This window comes from Actinomyces sp. zg328, assembly GCF_009829635.1.
Lineage (GTDB): Bacteria > Actinomycetota > Actinomycetes > Actinomycetales > Actinomycetaceae > Actinomyces > Actinomyces marmotae.
In genome coordinates, this window is the sequence record NZ_VWPE01000022.1 from 1 (window position 1) to 21515 (window position 21515).

The following is a 21515-nucleotide window of genomic DNA, read 5'->3' on the forward strand; positions in this document are numbered from 1 at the left end:
GACGGACGAACCTCTGGTGTGCCAGTTGTCCCGCCAGGGGCACGGCTGGTTGGCTACGTTCGGGACGGGTAACCGCTGAAAGCATCTAAGCGGGAAACCATCTTCAAGATGAGGTATCCACGCCCCCCCTTTTTTTGTGGGGGTGGGAGGCCCCCAGTAGACCACTGGGTTGATAGACCAGGAGTGGACAGCCTGTAAGGGCCATCGAGCTGACTGGCACTAATCGGCCGATACAAGCACACACACACGATAACGACGCGCCGCCAGTCCTCAAAGGAAGGCTCCTTGTTTTGAGGGGGTTCGTTTGGTGGTGGTGGTGTGGTTGATGGGATCATAGACGCGCGCTCACTATGCGGTCCACGACCAACCCGGACCCAACCCCCCAACAACAACACCCTTGTTTCTTGATCGTGGGTGTGTGGGGTGGGCCGGCCATACCACGGGCTATTGCTTGCCCTCCTTGTTGGTGGGTGGTGTGGTTGGTGGTTGAATTTGATAGACGTCCCGGTGGTCATAGCGGGGGTGCCACGCCCGGCTCCCTTTCCGAACCCGGAAGCTAAGACCCCCAGCGCCGATGGTACTGTCCCTGCCAGGGGGCGGGAGAGTAGGACACCGCCGGGCATACACATGATGGTGGTGGGCCCTGTTCTGGGTTGTTCCACGCGTCCTAAGGGGTGTTGTATCGCTGAGCGGTGCGGCAGGTCTTGAAGGGGGCGTGTTGAGCACTAGGACAGGGCCTACCACCCTTTTTCTTGCTTTTGGTGCCCCCCCGCGCCCCGGGGGCCCCTGGGGGTCTCGGTGATGGGGTCCCTGGGGGTCCCGGTGGTGGAGGCGCTGGGGGTCCCGGTGATGGGGCCCCTGGGGGCTAGGGGGCCGGGGGTCCCGGTGGTGGGGGGGGGGCTGGGGCCCCCCCTTTTTTTGTTGCCCCGCTTTGCCGCCTCGCGTCCGCCAAGAGGGCCTAAAGAGTGGTCGGCACCCCGCCCACCCGGGGGTTCCAGGCGAGAGCCTGCCCCCGGGAATACCGCCTGCCCCCGGGGATACGGTCTCGGCCCGGCGTTGCGGTCTCGGCCTCCAGATACCGTCTGGGCCCGGCGTTGCGCCCTCATTCTCGCAGTTTGAGGCCGTATCTGCGGGGGTGAGACGGTATCCCGGGGGTGAGACGGTATCCCGGGGGGCGGTATCCCGGGGGTGAGGCGGTTTGTGTGGGGTGGGGCGGCTCGTGCTCGCCCGTGCTGGCTCGTGCTCGCTCGTGGGCCGGGGGCGCCGCGGTGGCTGGCTTGGGATTGCGGTCCTTGGGCCCCAGTGGTCGGGCTTGCCGGCCTCGATGCCGATGAGCGCTCCGATGCCGATGAGCACGCCGATGTCGTTGACCCCCATGATGGATGGTCCCTGACTTCGCAGGGCGAATCAGCCTTTCGGCGACCGGTCCCGTGCCCGGGGGCGCGTCAGGCCTGAAAAATGGGTCGCTTCCCTGATCGGCGCTCACCAACGCCTCGCGCGACAAGGGGTGGCTCAGGCCCCGAGAATCACTCGATAAGCAAGGGGCCCCGGGGGTCCCGGTGGCGGGGCCCTTGAGGACTCGGTGGTAGGGGCCTGGGGGGCGCGGTGGTGAGGGCCCGGCCCCCCTTTTTTGTTGCCCCGCTTTGCCGCCCCGCGTCCGCCAAGAGGGCCTAAAGAGTGGTCAGCACCCCGCCCACCCGGGGGCTCCAGGCGAGAGCCTGGGCCCGGGGATACCGCCTGCCCCCGGGGATACCGCCTGCCCCCGGGGATACCGTCTCGGCCCGGCGTTGCGCCCTCATTCTCGCAGTTTGAGGCCGTATCACGGGGGTGAGACGGTATCCCGGAGGTAAGACGGTTTCTGCGGGGTGGGGCGGTTTGTGCGGGGTGGGGCGGTTTGTGCGGGGTGAGGCCGTTCCTGCGGGGTGAGGCGGTATCCCGGGGGTGAGACGGTATCCCGGGGGGGCGGGTGGCTCGTGCTCGTCCGTGCTGGCCCGCGCCCGCGCGTGGGCCGGGGGCCGCGCGCGCCAGGCACCGCAGCGCCGCAGCAGCCAACCGCGCTGCTCCACAGCCCATTCAAGTCTTGACACCGTCTGTGGCGGGGGCAACAATGATCCCACCTAAATCGAATTAGGCAGGAGGTCAACGATGACTCAGCTGTCCCGACGCGGACTGCTGACCGGCGCCGTGGGGGTGGGCTCAGCGGCTCTCCTCGGCAGTCAGTGGTCGCGTCTCATCGGAGCGGACATCCCCGGGCGGTACGACAACTCACTGTCGATCGCGATCCTGGGGACCAACCAGGACGCGGCCGCCCGCAAGTCCCTCGTCGACGCTTTTAACGTCCAGCATCCCGATATCCCCGTCCAGCTCCAGGCGGTCCAGGGTGCCGACTGGGCGGACTTCTTCGCCAAGATCCTCACCATGGTGGCGGCCGGCACGCCGCCGGACGTGTGCGTCGTGGCGACCGAAGGAGCCCAGCTCTTCGCCGAGAGGCTGGCCGAGCCCCTTGACGCCTACATTCAGCGCGACGCCGCCGAGGTCAAGAACTACTTCGAGGACGTCCACCCGAGCCTCATCGAGGCGTTTATGTACAAGGGCTCCCTCTACCAGATGCCCATCGACTTCAACGCCGCGAACATCTACCTCAACACCGCCGCGATGGAGCGTGCGGGTGTGGCCTACCCCGCCGCCGATTGGACCCACGAGGACTTCCTGGCGATGGCGCGGCGGATGAAAAGGGCCTCAGGCACGGGATTCATCCCGTTCTACTGGACCAACCGGCTGTGGGGAGGAGTGGTGCCGTGGCTCTACGCCAATGACACCAGCTTCCTCACGGAGAAGAAGGCCAGCGGTGGCCAGTGGCTCTGGCAGCAGTTCTACCCGGGCCAGGAGGACGCCTATTCCGGTGGCTATCTCTGGGAGGGCTCGAACGCCTCCGACCCCCGTGTGGCCGAGTCCTTCGAGTTCCTGCGCGCGGTCGTAGAGGAGGGCCTGGGCACCAGCCCCGCCCAGGGCGGCGGCAACGAACTCGTCGGGCAGTTCTCGGGCGGCTCCATCGGAATGACGCCAGCGGGCGGCTACTGGGTCCAGGGCCTGTCGGAGGCCGGGCTCGCACCGGAGGACTACGACGTCGCCTATTTCCCCAAGGGGCGCTCTCAGCGCCACCAGTTCGGCGCGGCCGGTTACGCCATCCTCAAGACCTCCAAGCGCAAGGACGAGGCCTGGGAATGGGTGAAGTTCTGCACCTCCCTGGAGGGCATGAAACTGGCGTTCACTAAGCCCGACACCACGCCTACTCGGCGGTCGATGTGCGACGAGGCCCTCTACGCGGGCAAGGGGCCAGCCCACTGGAAGGTCTTCTACGACACCCTCGACCAGCACCCCTGCGCGCCCATCCCCGCGCCGCCGCAGCAGGCCGCCGTGGAGACCGCGCTCATCAAGAACGTCCTCGGCGCGGTGACCGGCTCGGCCGCTGCCCTGCCCGGCGCCCTGGAGCGACTCGACGCCGACCTCACCCGAGCCCTGGAGTCATGACATGCAACGGAAAGTCCTCATCTGGTTGTTCCTCGCGCCCACGGTGATCGGTCTGGGCATCTTCAGCTTCCTGCCGATCCTCGCCTCGATCGGCCTGGCCTTCTTCTCATGGGACATCATCACGCCCCCGAAGTTCGTCGGCCTGGACAACTTCGCCAGCATCGCCGCCGACCCGACGATCCGAGTCTCCTTCCTCAACACCATCGGCTTCGTCGTCGTCGCCGTGACCCTGCAACTCGCGGTCGCCCTGGGGCTGGCGGTCCTCGTCAATACGAGGATGCCCAGCATGGCCAGGTCCTTCTTCCGCTCGGTGCTCTTCTTCCCCCTCATCCTGTCCGCGGCCTCGGTCTCCATCATCATGACCTACTTGTTCAATGAGAACTTCGGCCTGGTCAACCACCTGCTCTCCATGCTCGGCGTCGCCAACGTCCCCTGGCTGACCTCCACCAGAGGGGCCATGGTGGTCGTCGTCCTGGTCTACGTGTGGCAGAACTTCGGGTTCTCGTTCCTATTGTTCCTCGGCGGGCTCTCCTCCATCCCCAAGGATGTCTACGAGGCCGCCCAAGTCGACGGCGCCACGGGCTGGAAGCAGTTCTGGAGGATCACCTTCCCACTGGTCAGCCCCACAACCCTGGTCGCCTCCGTCATGGCGATCATCTCCGCCCTGCAGATCTTCGACCAGCCCTACGTCCTCACGCGAGGAGGCCCGGGGGACTCCACCCGCACCGCGGTCATGGTGATCTACGAGTCGGCGTTCAAACAGCTCCAGTTCGGCAGGGCCTCCGCGATCGGGATGATCCTGACCATCGTCATCATGCTGGTGACAGCCTTGCAGTTCCGCCTGTCCCGACGTTTCGTGTTCTACGGCTGAGGAGCCTGACCCATGAAGAAACTCGCCACCTACGCAGTTCTCGGCCTTGCGAGCCTGGTCACCCTCGCCCCAGTGATCTGGACGGTCCTGGCCTCGATGCGGCCACCCGCAGAGTCTCTATCTGCCGACGGCTCCATCATCCCCAGCTCCTTCGATCTCTCCTCCTACTCGGCGGTGTTCGAGAAGGTCGACATGTGGCTGCTCATCCTCAACTCGGTGCTCGTCACCGGCGCGATCGCCCTCGGGCAGATGCTCTCGGCCGCGATGGCCGGGTACGTCTTCGCCCGGTTCGAGTTCCGGGGCAAGAAGATGCTGTTCGCCTTTATCCTCGCTACGATGATGGTGCCGATGCAGGTCACGATCGTGCCGGTGTTCATGCTGATCCGGGGCATGCACCTGGCCGATACCCTCGTCGCCCTCATCCTCCCGGCCATTCCCACGGCCTTCGGGACCTTCCTCATGCGCCAGTACTTCCTCGGGCTTCCCGCGGAGTTGGGGGAAGCGGCCGAGCTTGACGGCGCGGGGCCGTGGCGCACCTTCCGCTCCATCTACGCCCCCCTGGCGATGCCGGGAATGGCGATCGTGGGGATCCTGGCCTTCAATTTCCACTGGAATGAGTTCTTCCGCCCCCTGATCCTCGAGATCAGCGAGAAGAACTTCACCCTTCCCCTGGGACTGGTATCCCTCCAGGGCAATATGGGCACGGGGTCCGTGGCCACGGTCCTGGCGGGTGTCGTGATCTCAATGATCCCCGCGTTCCTCGTCTTCGCCTTCGGGCAGCGCACGCTGCGCGAGGGGCTGACGGCGGGATTGCACCGATGAGGAGGACTGGAACAATGGCCGCCCCCACCACGAGCTACCACCTGCGCCCCGCGAGGGGATGGCTCAACGACCCCAACGGCATCACCCGCGTCGACGGCGTCTGGCACGTGTTCTACCAGCACAACCCACTCGCCCCCGCCCACGGCCACATCTCCTGGGGCCACGCCACCAGCAGGGATCTGGCCCACTGGGAGGATGAGCCCATCGCCTTCTCACCGACGCCCGGCGGGCCCGACTCCTTCGGCTGCTGGTCGGGGGTGTTCGTGTCCGGGCATGACCGGCCCGCCGTCGCGTACTCCGGAGTCGTGGACTCCTCGGCCGTCTCAACGATCTGCCTGCGCTGGGGCAGCCCCGACCTGCGCGACTGGGGGCCGCCGGTCGTCGTAGGGCGCACCCCGAGCTCCGACGGCATCGTCATCATGCGCGACCCGTACGTGCTGGAGCACCAGGGCCGCCGGCTGGCGGTGCTCGGGGCGGGTCTGGCCGACGGCGGCCCCGCCATCGCCCTGTTCGACCGCGAGTGCGAGACCGACTGGCGCTACATCGGGTTGCTCGTCGACGACGACCCCCTGCTCAGGCGGATCGGGAGCGCCGACATATGGGAGTGCCCCCAGTTGTTCCCGCTCGGCGGGCGCTGGGTCCTGATCGTCTCCCTCAACCACCAGGGGCGGCTGTGCGAGGTCGTCGCCGCCATCGGCGACCTCGTGGAGAGGGACGGTCGGCTCCGCTTCATCGCCGAGAGCGCTCACATCCTCGACGACGGCGCCGATCTCTACGCCCCGCAGGTCGCGCTCACGGATGCCGATCCGCTTCTCCTCGGCTGGGTGCGCCAGCCGGACCAGGACCCAGCGGTACGCGACCACTCGGGTTGCCTCAGTCTTCCCCGACGCCTGTCGTTGGCCAGCGGCGAGGTCCGCTCCAGGATCGATCCGGGCGCGGCCACCGCCCTCATCGGGGATGCCAGCGCGCTACCGGCTGGGGGGACCGTGCTCGCCGATCGGCGCTGCGCGATCGACGTCCTCGGGGACGGCGCGCGGCTCAGCCACCCCGCCCGGGGGGTGGTCGACCTGTCCCCAGGGGACCAGGTCTGGGTCGACGGCGCCGTGCTCGAGCTCTACCGCCACTCGGGGATCCCCGCGACATGGAGGCATGACGAGCCATGGGAGCTGCGCTGCGCCACCGATGGGACCGCCAGGGCCCAGGCCATCATCCCGCGAGTCCCCTGAGGGCCTCGCGCAGGAGCCGCCGACTCGACGGCGATCGTCACGGCCGGGGCGGCGCCGTCGAGCCGCGGACCATGACAGGGCACTCCAGGACGCGATGGGACGGGCCGGGCGCCTCCCCCCGGACAGCCTCCAAGGCCATCGCGACCGAGGTGGAGCCCATGAGGGCGTGGGGGAGGGCGACAGTGGTCAGCGGCGGGACGAGGCTCTCCGCCAGCGCCTCCTGATCGTCGAAGCCGATAATCGACAGATCATCGGGAACCGAGAACCCCAGGCGCGCGGCCGCCAGCAGCGCCCCGGCCGCGACTCGGTCACAGGCGGCGAAGAGCGCCGTCGGCCGCTGCGACTCCGGCAGGCCGAGGGCCTCCATCGCGGCGGTGTAGCCATCGTCGATCATCCACCCCCGGCCGACGAGCCGGGCATCGATCCCCCTGCGCTCGGCCGCGGCCCGGAACGCGCGCCAGCGGATCGGTCCCGAGACGTTCCCGACGTCGGCCGGCCGCGCGCCGGGGGAGAAGTGCCCTCCCAGCATCGCCACGCGCCGATGGCCAAGGCCCGCCAGATGCTCGAGGGCGGCGGTGGCCCCACCGGCGTCGTCGGGGCTCACCGAGGGCCTGGAGCCGCGGCGCGCGACGCAGTTGGCGAGCACGAGGGGGAGGCGGGACGCCGGGGGCTCATCGAGCTCGGTGAAGCCCATCGTCGCGTAGATGATGGCATCGACCTGGCGGCTCTCCAGGGCCTCGATCGCCTCCGCGGCCCGATCCATGCGGCCACCGAGGTCCATCATGAGCAGGGCCTCGCCGGCGGAGTTGGCCTCCTCAGTGGCCGCAGAGAGGAGCCTTCCCCCGAAGGGCGAGGATGCGAACGCGTCCGTGACCAGCCCGATCGACCTGGTCGAGTTCCGTCGCAGGCTCTGCGCGACATGGTTGGGGCGGTAGCCGAGCTCCTGCGCCGCCCGCAGGACGCGCTCCCGCGTCGCGGGCGAGATATTGCCCTCGTCGCGGCCATTGAGCACGAAGGACACGGCGGTCGTCGACACCCCCGCGGCGGCCGCCACATCCGCGGCGCGAGCACGTGACTGCCTCTCGTTGCCTGTCATGCCCCATATGGCACCAGGGCCCCAACGCGCTGTCAATCCGCCCCGCGCCCCGGCGCCCCATGGGGGGACGTGCTCAGCGCCACGCGACTCTCTGGGCCTTCGGGCCCCGCCCGGGCCAGCGGCGTCAGGCAGCATAACGCCGTGAATGAGACGCCTCTCCCTAACGATACTCACGGCCTCCGATCCGGCCTCGACGCCGACAGGCTGATGCAGCAGTCCGAGGTGGTCCTCCACCTCGGCAAGCTCATGCTCGCCGCTGGAGCCGGCTCCTACCGGGTGAAGTCGGCGATGGCCAGGGCTGCCTCCGCCGTCGGCATCGACCGCCACCAGGCCACCGTCACCATGACGGAACTCGTCACCTCCTCCTACGAGGGGGAGCGCTTCCGCACGGAGGCCGCCGAGGTGCGCCGCGTCGGCGTCAATGTCGATCGGCTCGAAGCGCTGCGCCGCATCGTCCACGATCTGCGCGCGCACGAGCGCGTCGAGGTCCTCGAGGCCAAGCTCACCGAGGTCGAGTCGATGCGCGGGCTGTACGGCCCCATCACCAATGCCCTGGCCTCCGGGATCGCCTGCGCCGGGTTCTGCTTCCTCAACAAGGGAGGATGGGCCGAGTGCCTCGCGGTACTCTTCGCCGCCGCGCTCGGACAGGCGGCGCGCCGGGCCATGCTCGTGCGCCACATGCAGCACTTCTACACCTGGCTCGTCAGCGGCGTCATCGCGTCCACCCTCTACATGGTGGTCATCGGCGGGCTCAGCGCCGCCGGGATCATCTCCGCAGGGCACCAGGGCGGGATCATCTCCGCGATCCTCTTCCTCATCCCCGGCTTCCCCATGGTCACTGCCATGCTCGACCTGTTCCGCCAGGACTTCTCCTCCGCGGTGTCCCGCATGTCCTACGTCGTCATGGTCATGATGGCGGCCGGCGTCGCCGTCTGGACCGTCACCTCCATCGCCGACTGGGACGTCAACGGCACGCCGGCCCCCACGCCCGAGGGACCGCTCCTCTACGGCCTCCGCCTCCTGTGCTCCTTCGTCGCCGCCTACGGCTTCGCCATCCTGTTCAACGCCCGGGCGCGCGCCTGCCTCATCTCCGCGATCATCGGGGCCGTGGCGAACACTGGCAGGCTCGTCCTCACCGACGTTCACGAGGTTCCGTGGCAGATGGCCGTGGGGCTGGCCGCTGTCGCCATCGGCCTGCTCGCCCAGGCCTTCGTCTCACGGGCCTCCCTGTCCCGCGTGGCGCTGTCCGTGCCGGCGGTCGTCATCATGATCCCCGGCGTCCCCTTCTACCGCGCGATCTCCGCGCTCAATGACCACACGGTCGACAGGCGGGTGGCCGTCGGTCAGGCGGCCGCCAGCATCGCGGAGGTCCTCTTCGTCATCATCGCCATCGGCGTGGGCCTCGCGCTGGCCCGCATCATGACGGACCGCAACTGGCGCCACGACGTGCCCACCTCGGGCATGATCGAGCTGCCGGAGCCCGAGGGCGACTGAGAGCGGAGTGCGCCGGCGCCAAGCGCTGACGATGAGGGCCCGGGCCCACCATGAGTGAGCCCGGGCCCTCATCGTGCCCGCGGGCCGCGCCTCACAGGCCCCCGAGGATCTGCGCCATGAGGATCTTCACGATCATGGCCACGGGGTAGACCATCGCGTAGCCCAGGGCCACCCGGGGGTCGGCCCCGGTGCGCTCGTTGGCGAAGGCCAGGACCGCCGGCTGCGTTTGCGCCCCGCCGATGAGCCCGGACAGGCGCGTCCCGCCCATCTTCACGATCCAGCGCATCGAGGCGTACAGGCCCATCCCGACGATCGTCGTGATGACGAACCCGGTGAGCAGGATTTTCCACCAGTCGCCGCCGGTGAAGGCGTCGGCGATCTGGCCTCCCGCCTTCGTGCCGGCCTGGGCGAGGAAGACCAGAAGCCCGAACTCCGCGAGAACGGCCGTGGCGGTGAAGGGGATCGCGGTCACGAAACTCTTGATGCGCCCGATCCGGCCGAACACGAGCCCGACGAGGAGCGTGCCCGCCGCCGAGCCGATGGAGAAGGTGGCGCCGGTGGGGGTGAGGATCTCCCACTCGCCGATGACGATGCCCAGGGCCATGCCCAGGCCGAGCGCGATGGGATTGATCGAGGACAGGCCCCGCGCGGAGTCCCCGAAGAACTTCGACACCTCGGCTATCCGCCCGGTGGGGGCGACGACGCGCACGCGGTCCCCCTGCTGGAGGACCAGGTCCGGGGTGCCGACCATGTCGACGTCGCCGCGCCGCACGCGCGAGATCGTCGCGCCGAAGCGGCGGTCGATGTCGAGATCGGCGACGGTGTGGCCGGCGAGCTTCGGGTCCGAGACGGTGATGCGCCGGAAGTCGAGGTACTTGCGGTCCTCGATGAGGGAGTGCGATGAGCCGTGCCCCAGCTCCTTGATGACCTGGTTGACGGCGTCCTGGCTGCCGACAACGGTCACCAGGTCGTCCTTGAAGACGCGGTCCTCGCCCGAGGGGCGGGTGATCGGCCCGGTCTCACCGCGCCTGAGGCGCGAGAACTTGAGCTCCCCGGAGATCCTGGTGGCGATGTCGGCGATCATCGGGCCGTCGGAGCGCTCCACGCGGATCGTGCGGTTGGCCAGGGGGGAGGGCTTGTCGCGGTCCGAGCTGCGGTAGCGCAGGGCCAGGAGGGTGAAGAACAGCATCCCGATGACGCCGTACAGGTAGGCGACGGCGTAGCCGACCGTGGCGATCGCGGCGCCCTCGGGATTCCCCGAGAGCGTGGCGGCGTTGCCCGCGGCGGCCAGCGCCGGCGTGTTGGTGAGCGCTCCGGCGAAGGTGCCGGCGATCTGAGCGGAGTCCATGCCCAGGACGTGGCCCAGGCCCAGGCCGGCGCCCGCGGCCACGACGAAGAACAGCAGCATGAGCGCCAGGGGCCCCGCCGCGGTGCGCAGCACGTGGAAGAAGTTGGGGCCCGATTGGATGCCGATAGCGAAGGTGAAGATCGCCAGGCCGAGCGTCCCCAGCGGGGCGGGGATCGTGATCTCGACCTGCTGGGAGATCCCCCAGGCGGCCAGGGCGATGCCCGCGAAGAGGACGGCGGCCGCCCCCAGGCTGACTCCGCGCACCTTCGCATGGCCGACGAGCATCCCCAGCCCGATGAGCAGGAACAGCACGAGAACGGGGTTCTCGGCCAGATGGGTGAGTAGTCCGTGGGTCACGATGATCGTAGCCTTCCGGTCCTGCCCGGCCTCGGCGCGCAGGGTCGTCATTGAGAAGCGGTCATGTCCGGGGCGGCGATGCCCCCTGCCCGCCGGTCGCGCCGGCGGATGCCCGGACATTCTCTCATTAACGGGACCATGTCTGATGACGGACCAAAGGCACAGCGCCCGGGATGCGGCCTGACCGGGACACATGCCCCTCCCGCCATCCGTGATTCCATGATGTGAGATGATCGGTCTCTGATATGACTCGCCTCGTGGACTGCCATACGGTGGTCCCAGCCGGCGCCGCGCCGGGAGGACCGACCGATTGGAGGGCGATGATGGCGCGCCAGGACACCCCGAACGCGGCCGTCCCCGAGGTGATGACGGGAGCAGAGGCCCTCGTGCGCTCTCTGGAGGAGCTCGGGGTCACCGACATCTTCGGCATGCCGGGCGGCGCGATCCTCCCCTTCTACGATCCACTGCTGGCCAGTTCCAGGATCCGCCACGTCCTCGTGCGCCACGAGCAGGGCGCCGGGCACGCGGCCCAGGGCTACGCCCTGGCCACCGGGAGGCCGGGCGTGTGCGTGGCCACCTCCGGTCCCGGGGCGACCAACCTCATCACCCCCATCGGCGACGCGCACATGGACTCCGTGCCCATGGTCGCCATCACGGGGCAGGTGAGCGCGGGCTCCATCGGGACCGACGCCTTCCAGGAGGCGGACGTGATCGGCTCGACGATGCCCTTCGTCAAGCACTCCTTCCTGGTGTCCGATCCCGCGGAGATCCCCGAGCGCATCGCCGAGGCCTTCCACCTGGCCTCCACCGGGCGCCCGGGCCCCGTCGTCGTCGACGTCACCAAGGACGCCCAGGTGGGCACCGCTGAGTTCCGCTGGCCGCCCCGGCTGAGCCTGCCCGGCTACAGCCTTCCCGGGCGCCCCAACCAGCGGCGCATCGAGCAGGCCGCCGAGGTCCTCGCCCACGCGCAGCGCCCCGTCCTCTACCTCGGCGGGGGCCTGGCCCGGGCGGGCATCGCCACCGAGGCGCTCACCGAGCTCATCGACACCCTCGGCGCCCCCTTCGTCACCACGCTCACCGCGTTGGACATCATGCCCACCGACCACCCCCTCCACCTGGGGATGCCGGGAATGCACGGCACCGTGCCCGCCGTCGGGGCCCTCCAGAGGGCGGACGTCGTCGTCAGCCTCGGCGCGCGCTTCGACGACCGCGTCACGGGCAGGCCCGACACCTTCGCCCGGCGCGCCGCCGTCATCCATGTCGACATCGACCCCGCTGAGATCTCTAAGATCCGCACCGCGGACGTGCCCATCGTCGGCGACCTCCTCGATGTCGTCCCCGCGCTCACCGCGGCGATCGCCGCGCAGGGCGAGGAGCGCGTGAGCCTGGAGCCCTGGGTGGCCGAGGTCGCCGATGTCCGCCGCCGCTACCCCATTGCCTGGACCGACACCGACGACGGCGTCCTCCAGCCCCAGGAGGTCATCACCCACCTGGCCGCCGGCGCCCCCAGGGACACGATCTGGGCCACCGGCGTCGGGCAGCACCAGATGTGGGCCGCGCATTTCCTGGGCTTCAACCAGCCTCGGTCCTGGCTCACCTCGGCGGGGGCCGGCACCATGGGGTACGGTGTGCCCGCCGCCATGGGCGCCAAGCTCGGCCGGCCCGACCGCCCCGTCTGGCTCATCGACGGCGACGGCTGCTTCCAGATGACCAACCAGGAGCTCGCCACCTGCGTCCTCAACGACATACCCATCAAGGTCGCCATCATCAACAACTCCTCCCTGGGCATGGTGCGCCAGTGGCAGACTCTCTTCTACGGGCAGCGCTACTCCAACACGGACCTGCACACCGGCTCCGGAACCCGGCGCGTCCCAGACTTCGTGGCCCTGGCGCAGGCCTACGGCGCGGTGGGCCTGCGCTGCGAGCGCCTGGAGGACCTCGATGACGTCATCGCCCAGGCCAACGCCATCAACGACCGCCCCGTCGTCGTCGACTTCATCTGCTCGGCCGACGCCCAGGTGTGGCCGATGGTCGCCGCGGGCGTGTCCAATGACGAGATTCAGCACGCCCTGGGCATGAGCCCGGCGTGGGAGGAGGAGTGAGCCCCATGAGCGCAGCCAGTACCGCGGGCGCGGCGAGCGCCGCGGGCACGATGCACACCCTGTCCGTGCTGGTTGAGGACACCCCGGGCGTCCTGACCCGCGTGTCCGCGCTGTTCACCCGCCGCGGCTTCAACATCCACTCCCTGGCCGTGGGCCCCACCGACACCGACGGCGTCTCGCGCATCACCGTGATCGCCAACGCCGAGGGCCGGGCCATGGAACAGGTGACCAAGCAACTCAACAAGCTCGTCAACGTCCTCAAGATCGTCGAGCTCGATCCCGCCACCTCGGTGGAGCGCGAGCTCTACCTCATCAAGGTCCACGCCGACGATGCCAACCGCACCGCCGTCCTGCAGATCGTCGACCTGTTCCGCGCGCATGTCGTCGATGTCTCCCCGAGTTCGGTGGTCATCGAGACTGTCGGATCGGAGTCGAAGGTCCGGGCACTGCTGACCTCCCTGGAGCCCTACGGGGTCAAGGAGATCGTCCAGTCCGGTGCCGTCGCCATTACGCGCGGTCCGAGATCCATCACAGATCAACTTAAGGAAAAGTGATCATTCATCATGGCAGCTGAGAAGTTCTACGACGACGACGCCGACCTGTCCGTCATCCAGTCCAAGAAGGTCGCGGTTATCGGCTACGGCTCCCAGGGGCACGCCCACGCGCTCAACCTGCGCGACTCCGGCGTCGAGGTCGTCGTCGGCCTGCGTGAGGGATCCGCCTCCGTGGCCAAGGCGGAGGAGGCCGGCCTGCCGGTCAAGCCCGTCGCCGAGGCCGTCGCCTGGGCGGACGTCGTCGTGGTCCTCGCCCCGGACCAGGTCCAGGCCACCCTGTACGCCGAGCAGATCGAGCCGAACATCAAGCCCGGCTCCGCCCTGCTCTTCTCCCACGGCTTCAACATCCACTTCGGCTACATCAAGCCGGCCGCGGACATCGACGTCGTCATGGTCGCCCCCAAGGGCCCCGGCCACACGGTGCGGCGCGAGTTCGAGGGCGGTCGCGGTGTCCCGGTGCTGGTGTGCGTCGAGCAGGACGCCACCGGCCAGGCCTGGCAGACCGCGCTGTCCTACGCCAAGGCCATCGGCGGCACCCGCGCGGGCGCCATCAAGACCACCTTCCGCGAGGAGACCGAGACTGACCTCTTCGGTGAGCAGGCCGTCCTGTGTGGAGGCGCCTCCCAGCTCATCCAGTACGGCTTCGAGACGCTGGTCGAGGCCGGCTACCAGCCGGAGATGGCCTACTTCGAGGTCCTGCACGAGCTCAAGCTCATCGTGGACCTCATCGTCGAGGGCGGCATCTCCAAGCAGCGCTGGTCCATCTCCGACACCGCCGAGTACGGGGACTACGTCTCCGGCCCGCGCGTCATCACCCCGGATGTCAAGGAGCACATGAAGGAGGTCCTCGCGGACATCCAGAACGGCTCCTTCGCTAAGCGCTTCATGGATGACCAGGCCGCCGGCGGCCCCGAGTTCAAGGAGCTGCGGGCCAAGGGCGAGGGCCACCCGATCGAGAAGGTCGGCCGTGAGGTCCGCTCGATGTTCGCCTGGCGCGCCGAGGTCGACTCCGACTACACCGAGGGCTCCGTCGCGCGCTGAACCGACCGGCTGACTCAACCGGTTCACTGAGCCCATCCGCTCAGCCCGGTGAGTCGCCCGAGGGCGCTGGCTCCGTTAGGGGCGGCGCCCTCGTGCCCTGGCGGCGTGCCCTTACGAACAACGACGTCCCCGTGCGGCCGATCAGCGGCTGCACGGGGACGCGCGCGTGGTCGTGCCCGGCCTCGTTGGCTGCCCGCCGCCTCGTTGGTCGCCCAAGGGCGCGGTCAGGATGCGGACCGCGCATCTCGCATCGTGGCAAGGGCTTAGCCTGGGCCCATGACTCAGGCGCCCCACACCATCAGGCTCGCAGTGATCCCCGGCGACGGCATCGGCAAGGAAGTCGTCCCCGAGGGCCTCAAGGTCCTCGACGCCGCCCTGGCCGGCACCGGCGCGTCCATCGAGCGCACCGACTTCGACCTCGGCGCCGAGCGCTGGCACGCCACGGGCGACACTCTCACCGATGAGGACCTCGCCGCCATCAAGGAGCACGACGCCATCCTCCTGGGCGCCGTCGGCGACCCCTCCGTGCCCTCCGGCGTCCTGGAGCGCGGCCTCCTCCTGCGCCTTCGCTTCGAGCTCGACCACTACGTCAACCTGCGCCCGGCCAAGCACTACCCGGGCGTGCCCACGCCGCTGGCCGAGCCCGGGGACATCGACTTCGTCGTCGTGCGCGAGGGCACCGAGGGCCTCTACTGCGGCAACGGCGGCGCTGTGCGGGTGGGCACCCCCCACGAGATCGCCACCGAGGTCAGCGTCAACACGGCCTACGGGGTCGAGCGGGTCGTGCGCTACGCCTTCGAGCAGGCCAATGCCCGCCGCCAGCGCCTCACCCTCGTCCACAAGCACAACGTCCTCGTCCACGCGGGCCACCTGTGGCGGCGCACCGTCGAGGCCGTCGGCGCCGACTACCCCGGCGTGAGCGTCGACTACTGCCACGTCGACGCCGCCACCATCTACATGGTCACCGACCCCTCCCGCTTCGACGTCATCGTCACCGACAACCTCTTCGGCGACATCCTCACCGACGAGGCCGGGGCCATCACCGGTGGCATCGGCCTGGCCGCCTCCGGCAACATCAACCCCGACCGGGCCTTCCCCTCCATGTTCGAGCCCGTCCACGGCTCGGCCCCCGACATCGCGGGCCAGGGCATCGCCGACCCCACGGCCACGATCCTGGCCGTTGCCCTCCTGCTGGAGCACATCGGCGAGCCCGACGCCGCCGCGCGGGTGAGCGCCGCCGTCGACGCCGACATGGCCACCCGGGCGCGCGCCAACCAGGAGGGCGGTCCGCTGACCCGCTCGACCAGCGAGATCGGGGACGCGATCGCCCAGGCGCTTCGGGCCTGAGCCGCCGCGGAGCCCGCCCCCGGGGCGCGGCACCGCCGCGGCGGCGACGACTCGGGCCACCGCGGCGCCGACGGCGCAAGACGGCATGTGAGACCCCCTGTCCGGTCAATGAGAACGGACGTAGGGTGTGCCCATGCCTGAGATCACCGCTGCGACGCCGCACTTCTCGATCGACTCCCTCAGCACCCCGCTGGCCCGCGCCGCGGAGGTCCCCGTCCCCGCGGCGGACGAGCTCGCCGGCCGCTTCGTGCTCACCCCCAACCCCGCGCCCGCCAGCGAGGCGGAGCGGGCCGCGCGCCTCGCCAGCCCCGGGTTTGGCTCCAGCTTCACCGACCACATGGCCCACGCCCGCTGGATCGCCGGGCAGGGCTGGATAGATCGCGGCATCATCCCCTTCGGGGACATCAGCCTCTCCCCGGCGGCGGCCGTCCTCCACTACAGCCAGGAGGTCTTCGAGGGCATCAAGGCGTACCGCCACGCCGACGGCTCCGTGTGGACCTTCCGGCCCCGGTACAACGCCGCCCGCATGGCCGCCTCCGCCCGCCGCCTGGCCATGCCCGAGCTTGCTGAGGAGGACTTCATCGCCTCCTTGGTCGGCCTCGTGCGCGCCGACGCCGCCTGGGTCCCCACCGGCGAGGGCGAGTCCCTCTACCTGCGGCCCTTCGCCTTCGCCTCCGAGGCCTTCCTCGGGGTCCACTCCGCCAGCGTCATCGACTACTACGTCATCGCCTCGCCGTCGGGCGCCTACTTCACGGGCGGACTGACGCCCATCAGCATCTGGGTCTCCAGCGACTACCACCGCGCCGGCCGGGGCGGTACGGGCGCGGCCAAGACCGGCGGCAACTACGCCGGCTCCCTCCTTCCCCAGCAGATCGCGGCCGAGCAGGGCTGCGACCAGGTCTGCTTCCTCGACGACGTCACCCAGACGAACATCGAGGAACTCGGTGGCATGAACCTCATGGTCGTCGACGCCGATGGCACCGTGCGCACGCCCCGCCTGACCGGCACGATCCTGGAGGGATCCACCCGCTCGGCGATCCTGCGCCTCCTGGTGGATTCCGGACGGCGGGTCGTCGAGGACACGATCAGCCTGCCGGGCCTGCTCGACGGCATCCGCTCCGGGGCCATCAGCGAGGCCTTCGCCTGCGGGACCGCGGCCGTCGTCGTCCCGCTGGGCCGACTCAAGGGGGAGGGCTTCGAGGTCGAGCTCGGTGGGCACGAGGTGACCAGCGAGATCCACTCCCGGCTGACCGCCATCCAGAACGGCCTCGAGCCCGACCCCTACGGATGGATGTACCGGCTCGCCTGAGCCGCGGCGCCGTCCCCTGACCCGCCCCATCCCTGATCGTGCCCGGCCCACGACTGCCCCAGCGCCTCCGACGGCGGTGGGGCAGGCCCGCGCTCAGCTTCGTCCTGGCCTCCCCCGGGGGCCCGGAGGCGGCCCAGGCGGCGATCCGCTCCTGCCTCAACCAGTCCCTGCGCCAGGTCGAGGTCATCGTCGCCGCGGGCGGGGCCGCCGGGGGCCACGCCCTGAGCGGGCCCGCCCGCGAGGCCGTCGAGGCGCTCGCCACCCGGGACTCCCGCGTCCGCGTCATCGACGGCGGCGCCGGGGCGGCCCTGGGGGCCGCCCGCTCCCGATGGGCGCTCCTTATGAGGGGGGAGGATCGGATCGAGCACGATGGGCCCGCCGCCCTTATCGACTCCCTCAAACGATCGGGATCCGACCTCGCCGTCGGGGCGAGCCGCGTGCTCGACGGCGACTGGCGCGCCGAGCCCCTGGGCCCCGCGGGCCGCGGACTTCGGCTCGATGAGGCCCTGGGCGTCCTGGAGGCCCCGGCGCCCGGCCGTCTTGTGGCCCGCACGAGCGCCTGGTGCCGCCTGGCCGCGGGCGGCGCGCTCGGTGATTCTCAGGACAGCGCCGACGCCGTCCTCGGCCTGCTGCTGGCCGCCAGGCGGATCGACGTCGTCAACGCCCTCGTCCGCTCCCGCACGGCGATGGGGCCGCTCAGTCGCGAGCGCCGGCTGGAGCAGCTGGCCCGCACGGCGGATCACCTGCCGGCGCTGCTCAGCGGCGCCGCCGGGCCCGTGCGCGAGCGCGTCCTGGGGAGCGTCCTGAGGGACAGGCTCCTGCCCCTGGCCCTGTTAGCCGCGACGGCCGGGGATGAGGGGACCCGGCGCCTGCGCGCCCTGGCCGTCCGGCTCGTCCCCAGCGCGGCCGACCCGGCCTGGGCGACGCTGCCGCTCCTCGACCGGGTGCTGCTCTGGGTCCTCGCCCATGGCCCCCTCGATGAGTTCTGGGAGGCACTGGCCTCGCGCGCCGAGGACACCACCAGCCTCCCCCTCGTCCCCGATGCCCGCGCCGGTCTGGCGGCCGCCGCCCCCGTCCTGGGGCGCCTGACCGCCCTGCCCGCGGAGCTGCTCGCCGTGCGGCCCATCGACCTGCGCGTGGAGGCCCGCGCCACGACCCTGGCGTGGCGCGACGCGAGCACCCTCGTCATCGAGGGTTGGGCTCGCGTGCCCGGCCTCGATCCCGCGCTCGCCGGGAGGCCCCGGATCGCCCTCGTCGGCGAGTCGGCCAGCGAGGGAGGCGCCACTCCTGCCAAGCACGGGCCGCCCGCGCCGAGCGCCGTCGAGGTCGAGCCGCGCAGCGCCCCCGAGGCCGATGAGGCCGCCCAGGACCCCTGGCGCGGCTACGGGGCCGCGGGCTTCCGCGCCACCGTGACCCTGGGCGCGCCGCCCGGGACCGGCGCCCCGCTGCGCGTGGCGCTGAGCGCGGGCGCCCAGGAACTCTCGGACCACCTGGCGGCCCCGATCTGGATGAGCGGGGCTGTGGGCTCGGGCCTGAGCGCCGCCTGGCGAGGCGAGGACGGTCGATTGCGCGTCGGCGCGGCACTGGCCGCCCCCGGTGGGGGGCCTTCGACCCTGGGAGAGGCGCCCGGGGCCGCCCGGATCGGCCGGGCTTGGGCCGAGGGGGAGCGCCTCTGGCTGGAGGGGCCCGGCGGCGACTGGGTGGAGGAGTCCTCGGCGCGCCTCATCCTGACCTCCTCGCAGGGGGCCGCCGAAGCCGCCATGGGAACCTCCGGCCCCCTGTGGCGCGCCTCGATCCCGCTCAACGACCCCGGCATCGCGCGAGGGGCCTACCGGCTCCGATGGGCGCTGCCCGGCGGGGCATTCACGGACTGCGCCCCCGCGGCCGGGCTCGCCCCGGTGGTCGATGCGGCGGGCCGCTCCCGCGGCGCGCGGCTCGCCATCGAGACCGGGCGCGTCTCCTTGAGCCTGCTGGCGCCCCTGGCCCCCGGGGAGCGGACGCGGCGCGGCAGGCGCCTGCTCATCGAGGAGGACGCCGGGCCGCTCGTCGACGGCGTGCTCCTGGAGTCCTTCCAGGGCCGCAGCGGCGAGGACAGCCCCGGCGCCATCGCCGCGGACCTGGCGCGCCAGGGGCTGGGCGCCCCACTCTGGTTCTCCGTCGTCGACGGGACGGTGCCCGCGCCACCCGGCACGATCCCAGTCGTCCGCGGCGGCCAGGAGTGGTTCCGCGCCCTGCGTGCGGCACGGGTCATCATCACCAACGACTGCCTGCCGATCTGGTGGGTCAAGCGCCCCGGCCAGCGGGTCCTGCAGACCTGGCACGGCACGCCGATCAAGCGCCTCGGCCACGACGCCGCCCCCGGGGCGACCAGCCTCACCTACCTGCGCATGATCGCCTCCCAGGCCCCGCAGTGGGACCTGCTGCTCGCGCAGACGCCCGCCGCCGAGGAACGCCTGCGCTCGGCGCTCGGCTTCGCGGGCCCCACCTGGGTGGGGGAGTACCCCCGCAACGCGCCCCTGACCGCGGGGGAGCGCCCCCGGGCCGAGATCCGGCGCCGAACACGCGCCGAGCTGGGTATCGCCGACGACGCCCCGGTGGTCCTGCTGGCCCCCACCTGGCGCGAGGGCCTGCGCGAGGGGGAGGCCCCGATCACCCGCATCGCCGACGCCGCGAGCATCGCCGGAGAGACCGGCGCCGTCGTCCTGGTGCGCGGGCACCACATGAACCGCCTCGCGCTCGCTGCCCCGGGTGGGCGCCCCGGCGCCCCCGCGGGCGTCATCGACGTCAGCGGGCATCCCCGCGCGGAGGCCCTCATGCTTGCCGCGGACGTCCTCGTCACCGATTACTCGAGCATCATCATGGACTTCGCGCTCACGGGCCGCCCCGCGATCGTGCACGTGCCCGACCTGGAGGACTACCGGCGCCGTCAGGGCCTGTACGGCCGCTGGCCGGACGACGCCCCCTGGCCCGTCACCCACGACGATGCGGAGCTCATCGCCGAGCTGTGCCGGGCCCTGGCCGCTCCTCCCAGCCCGGGCGGTAGTCCGGCCGCCGTGGCCGTGGAGGGCTCCGGCCCCGATCCCGTCGAGCGGACGCTGGCGCATCTGCGCGCCTGGGTGGCGCAGTCCCTGGGGCATCTGCCCTGATGACACTCCCGCCGGGCCCTCGGGCTGGTGGAAACGCCACTGGTGTGATGGCATAGTTACATGAACGAGACCCCTGATCTCGTCCCTGCCGCTGATGACAACGCGAGAAATCCGGATGTGCCGAGCGACACCGACGATTCAAGCGCCGAGGTGCCCCTGCCAGGCGATCCGATGAGCCCCGCTGATCCGGGCCCCGCCGATGACGCGACCCGCGCCGTGCTCCCCGCGCGCCACCGAGGGCGCCGAGGGCGCCGCTGGCGGGTCGGGCTCGTCTCCGTCCTGGTCCTCCTGCTCGTCCTGGTCACGGGCGTCGGCGCCTTCGGATGGTGGCTGCGTCATCGCGTGGACTCGGCCATCGAGAGGATCCCGGACCCCTTCGCCAGCCTCACCGAGCGCCCCTCCGCGGCGGACGCCCAGGGCGATGCCCCGGTCAACATCCTCGTCATGGGGTCGGACTCCCGGATCAGCGCCGGCGACCCCTCCCAATGGAAGCAGGGCGGCCAGCGCACGGACGCCATGATGCTCATCCACATCAACGGCGACCGCCGGGGCGTCTCGGTCATCTCCATCCCGAGGGACTCCTGGGTCCCCATCCCCGGGCACGGCACCGGGAAGATCAACGCCGCCTTCTCCTACGGCGGGCCGGCCCTGGCGATCCAAACCGTTGAGAGCCTCACTGGCGTGCGCATCGACCACTTCGCGGTGACCGACTTCGAGTCCTTCGCCGCCCTCACCGACGAGATCGGCGGGGTGACGCTGCGCCTGAGGAATCCGACCACGCTGGCGGGTACCGAGTTCGCCGCGGGCCCCCAGCGCCTCAACGGCGCGCAGGCCCTGGCCTTCACCAGGGAGCGCTACAGCCTCTCCCGGGGCGACTTCTCCAGGATCCAGCGCCAGCAGGCCTGGATGAGGGCCGTCGTCTCCCAGGTCCTCAACGGGGGCCTCATGTCCGATCCCGCGGGGCTCTACAGATTCCTCTCCGTGGCGGCCCGCACCATGGCGGTGGACGAGGGCTTCTCTATCGACGAGATGCAGTCCCTCGCCCTGAGCCTGCGAGGCCTGGGATCGAGCGGCATCACCTACGTGACCGCCCCCGTCCAGGGGACGGGCACGAGTGAGGACGGCCAGTCGATCGTCCTGCTGGACCGGGCCGCCGACGCCGCGCTGTTCGAGGCGGTCGCCAACGACACCGTCTCCCAGTACCTCGCCGAGCACGCCGACGCCGTCCCGCAACTGCCAGCGGCCGTCGAATGAGGCGGAGGCCATGTGGC

General features: G+C 70.7%; 14 protein-coding genes and 2 rRNA genes. 14 read left to right on the forward strand and 2 right to left on the reverse strand.

What is annotated here, in order from left to right:
- The 6 genes from GVV75_RS08770 to GVV75_RS08795 all read left to right on the forward strand — a co-directional run.
- Positions 1-244, forward strand: a 23S ribosomal RNA gene (locus GVV75_RS08770); the annotation flags it as partial.
- 259 nt (positions 245-503) lie between these two features.
- Positions 504-621, forward strand: a 5S ribosomal RNA gene (gene rrf / locus GVV75_RS08775).
- Positions 622-2145: 1524 nt separating this feature from the next.
- A complete protein-coding gene (locus GVV75_RS08780) occupies positions 2146-3531 on the forward strand; it encodes an ABC transporter substrate-binding protein (protein ID WP_159814360.1) in 1386 nt (461 codons plus the stop codon).
- 1 nt (position 3532) lies between these two features.
- Entirely contained in the window at positions 3533-4402 is an 870-nt protein-coding gene (locus GVV75_RS08785) for a carbohydrate ABC transporter permease (RefSeq protein ID WP_159625924.1), read from the forward strand.
- Positions 4403-4414: 12 nt separating this feature from the next.
- Positions 4415-5224 (forward strand): carbohydrate ABC transporter permease, encoded by an 810-nt coding sequence (locus GVV75_RS08790; protein ID WP_159814362.1) that lies wholly within the window; start codon positions 4415-4417, stop codon positions 5222-5224.
- Between the two features lie 14 nt (positions 5225-5238).
- On the forward strand, positions 5239-6450 hold the full coding sequence (locus GVV75_RS08795) for a glycoside hydrolase family 32 protein (RefSeq protein WP_159814364.1): 1212 nt from the start codon (positions 5239-5241) through the stop codon (positions 6448-6450).
- A 37-nt stretch (positions 6451-6487) separates the two neighbouring features.
- Here the strand turns inward: GVV75_RS08795 and GVV75_RS08800 are convergent, their stop codons facing one another.
- Positions 6488-7546, reverse strand: a complete 1059-nt coding sequence (locus tag GVV75_RS08800; protein WP_236266116.1) for a LacI family DNA-binding transcriptional regulator — start codon at positions 7544-7546, stop codon at positions 6488-6490.
- 207 nt (positions 7547-7753) lie between these two features.
- Between GVV75_RS08800 and GVV75_RS08805 the strand changes: the two genes are divergently transcribed.
- The gene (locus tag GVV75_RS08805) at positions 7754-9040 is read left to right on the forward strand and encodes a threonine/serine ThrE exporter family protein (protein WP_159524475.1); all 1287 of its coding nucleotides are present in this window, start codon (positions 7754-7756) and stop codon (positions 9038-9040) included.
- Between the two features lie 91 nt (positions 9041-9131).
- On the opposite strand, the gene GVV75_RS08810 is transcribed toward GVV75_RS08805, so the two are convergent.
- Complete coding sequence (locus tag GVV75_RS08810) at positions 9132-10796, reverse strand: aspartate:alanine exchanger family transporter (protein WP_235905702.1); 1665 nt, start codon at positions 10794-10796, stop codon at positions 9132-9134.
- Positions 10797-11068: 272 nt separating this feature from the next.
- Here GVV75_RS08810 and GVV75_RS08815 point away from each other — a divergent pair, with 272 nt between their 5' ends.
- The 7 genes from GVV75_RS08815 (at position 11069) to GVV75_RS08845 (ending at position 21498) form a co-directional block, all read left to right on the forward strand.
- A complete protein-coding gene (locus GVV75_RS08815) occupies positions 11069-12847 on the forward strand; it encodes an acetolactate synthase large subunit (RefSeq protein ID WP_159524474.1) in 1779 nt (592 codons plus the stop codon).
- A 5-nt stretch (positions 12848-12852) separates the two neighbouring features.
- Complete coding sequence (gene ilvN / locus GVV75_RS08820; protein WP_175994047.1) at positions 12853-13401, forward strand: acetolactate synthase small subunit; 549 nt, start codon at positions 12853-12855, stop codon at positions 13399-13401.
- 9 nt (positions 13402-13410) lie between these two features.
- Positions 13411-14442: a ketol-acid reductoisomerase gene (gene ilvC / locus GVV75_RS08825; protein ID WP_159524473.1), complete on the forward strand. Its 1032-nt coding sequence runs from the start codon at positions 13411-13413 to the stop codon at positions 14440-14442.
- Positions 14443-14718: 276 nt separating this feature from the next.
- Positions 14719-15789 carry a 3-isopropylmalate dehydrogenase gene (locus tag GVV75_RS08830; protein ID WP_159814366.1) on the forward strand — a complete coding sequence of 357 codons (1071 nt, stop codon included), beginning with the start codon at positions 14719-14721 and terminating at the stop codon, positions 15787-15789.
- 133 nt (positions 15790-15922) lie between these two features.
- Positions 15923-17098: a branched-chain amino acid aminotransferase gene (locus tag GVV75_RS08835; RefSeq protein WP_159717784.1), complete on the forward strand. Its 1176-nt coding sequence runs from the start codon at positions 15923-15925 to the stop codon at positions 17096-17098.
- Between the two features lie 38 nt (positions 17099-17136).
- Entirely contained in the window at positions 17137-20244 is a 3108-nt protein-coding gene (locus GVV75_RS08840) for a CDP-glycerol glycerophosphotransferase family protein (RefSeq protein WP_159814368.1), read from the forward strand.
- 60 nt (positions 20245-20304) lie between these two features.
- Positions 20305-21498: an LCP family protein gene (locus GVV75_RS08845; protein ID WP_159524469.1), complete on the forward strand. Its 1194-nt coding sequence runs from the start codon at positions 20305-20307 to the stop codon at positions 21496-21498.
- Positions 21499-21515: the final 17 nt, after the last annotated feature.

Bases quoted from the DNA above. Each gene is read 5' to 3' on its own strand.
- GVV75_RS08830 (WP_159814366.1), top strand. From the start codon at position 14,719: ATGACTCAGGCGCCCCACACCATCAGGCTCGCAGTGATCCCCGGCGAC.
- GVV75_RS08795 (WP_159814364.1), top strand. From the start codon at position 5,239: ATGGCCGCCCCCACCACGAGCTACCACCTGCGCCCCGCGAGGGGATGG.
- GVV75_RS08815 (WP_159524474.1), top strand. From the start codon at position 11,069: ATGGCGCGCCAGGACACCCCGAACGCGGCCGTCCCCGAGGTGATGACG.
- GVV75_RS08790 (WP_159814362.1), top strand. From the start codon at position 4,415: ATGAAGAAACTCGCCACCTACGCAGTTCTCGGCCTTGCGAGCCTGGTC.
- GVV75_RS08800 (WP_236266116.1), bottom strand. From the start codon at position 7,546: ATGACAGGCAACGAGAGGCAGTCACGTGCTCGCGCCGCGGATGTGGCG.
- ilvN (WP_175994047.1), top strand. From the start codon at position 12,853: ATGAGCGCAGCCAGTACCGCGGGCGCGGCGAGCGCCGCGGGCACGATG.
- GVV75_RS08780 (WP_159814360.1), top strand. From the start codon at position 2,146: ATGACTCAGCTGTCCCGACGCGGACTGCTGACCGGCGCCGTGGGGGTG.
- GVV75_RS08805 (WP_159524475.1), top strand. From the start codon at position 7,754: ATGCAGCAGTCCGAGGTGGTCCTCCACCTCGGCAAGCTCATGCTCGCC.
- ilvC (WP_159524473.1), top strand. From the start codon at position 13,411: ATGGCAGCTGAGAAGTTCTACGACGACGACGCCGACCTGTCCGTCATC.
- GVV75_RS08845 (WP_159524469.1), top strand. From the start codon at position 20,305: ATGAACGAGACCCCTGATCTCGTCCCTGCCGCTGATGACAACGCGAGA.
- GVV75_RS08835 (WP_159717784.1), top strand. From the start codon at position 15,923: ATGCCTGAGATCACCGCTGCGACGCCGCACTTCTCGATCGACTCCCTC.
- GVV75_RS08785 (WP_159625924.1), top strand. From the start codon at position 3,533: ATGCAACGGAAAGTCCTCATCTGGTTGTTCCTCGCGCCCACGGTGATC.
- GVV75_RS08810 (WP_235905702.1), bottom strand. From the start codon at position 10,796: ATGACGACCCTGCGCGCCGAGGCCGGGCAGGACCGGAAGGCTACGATC.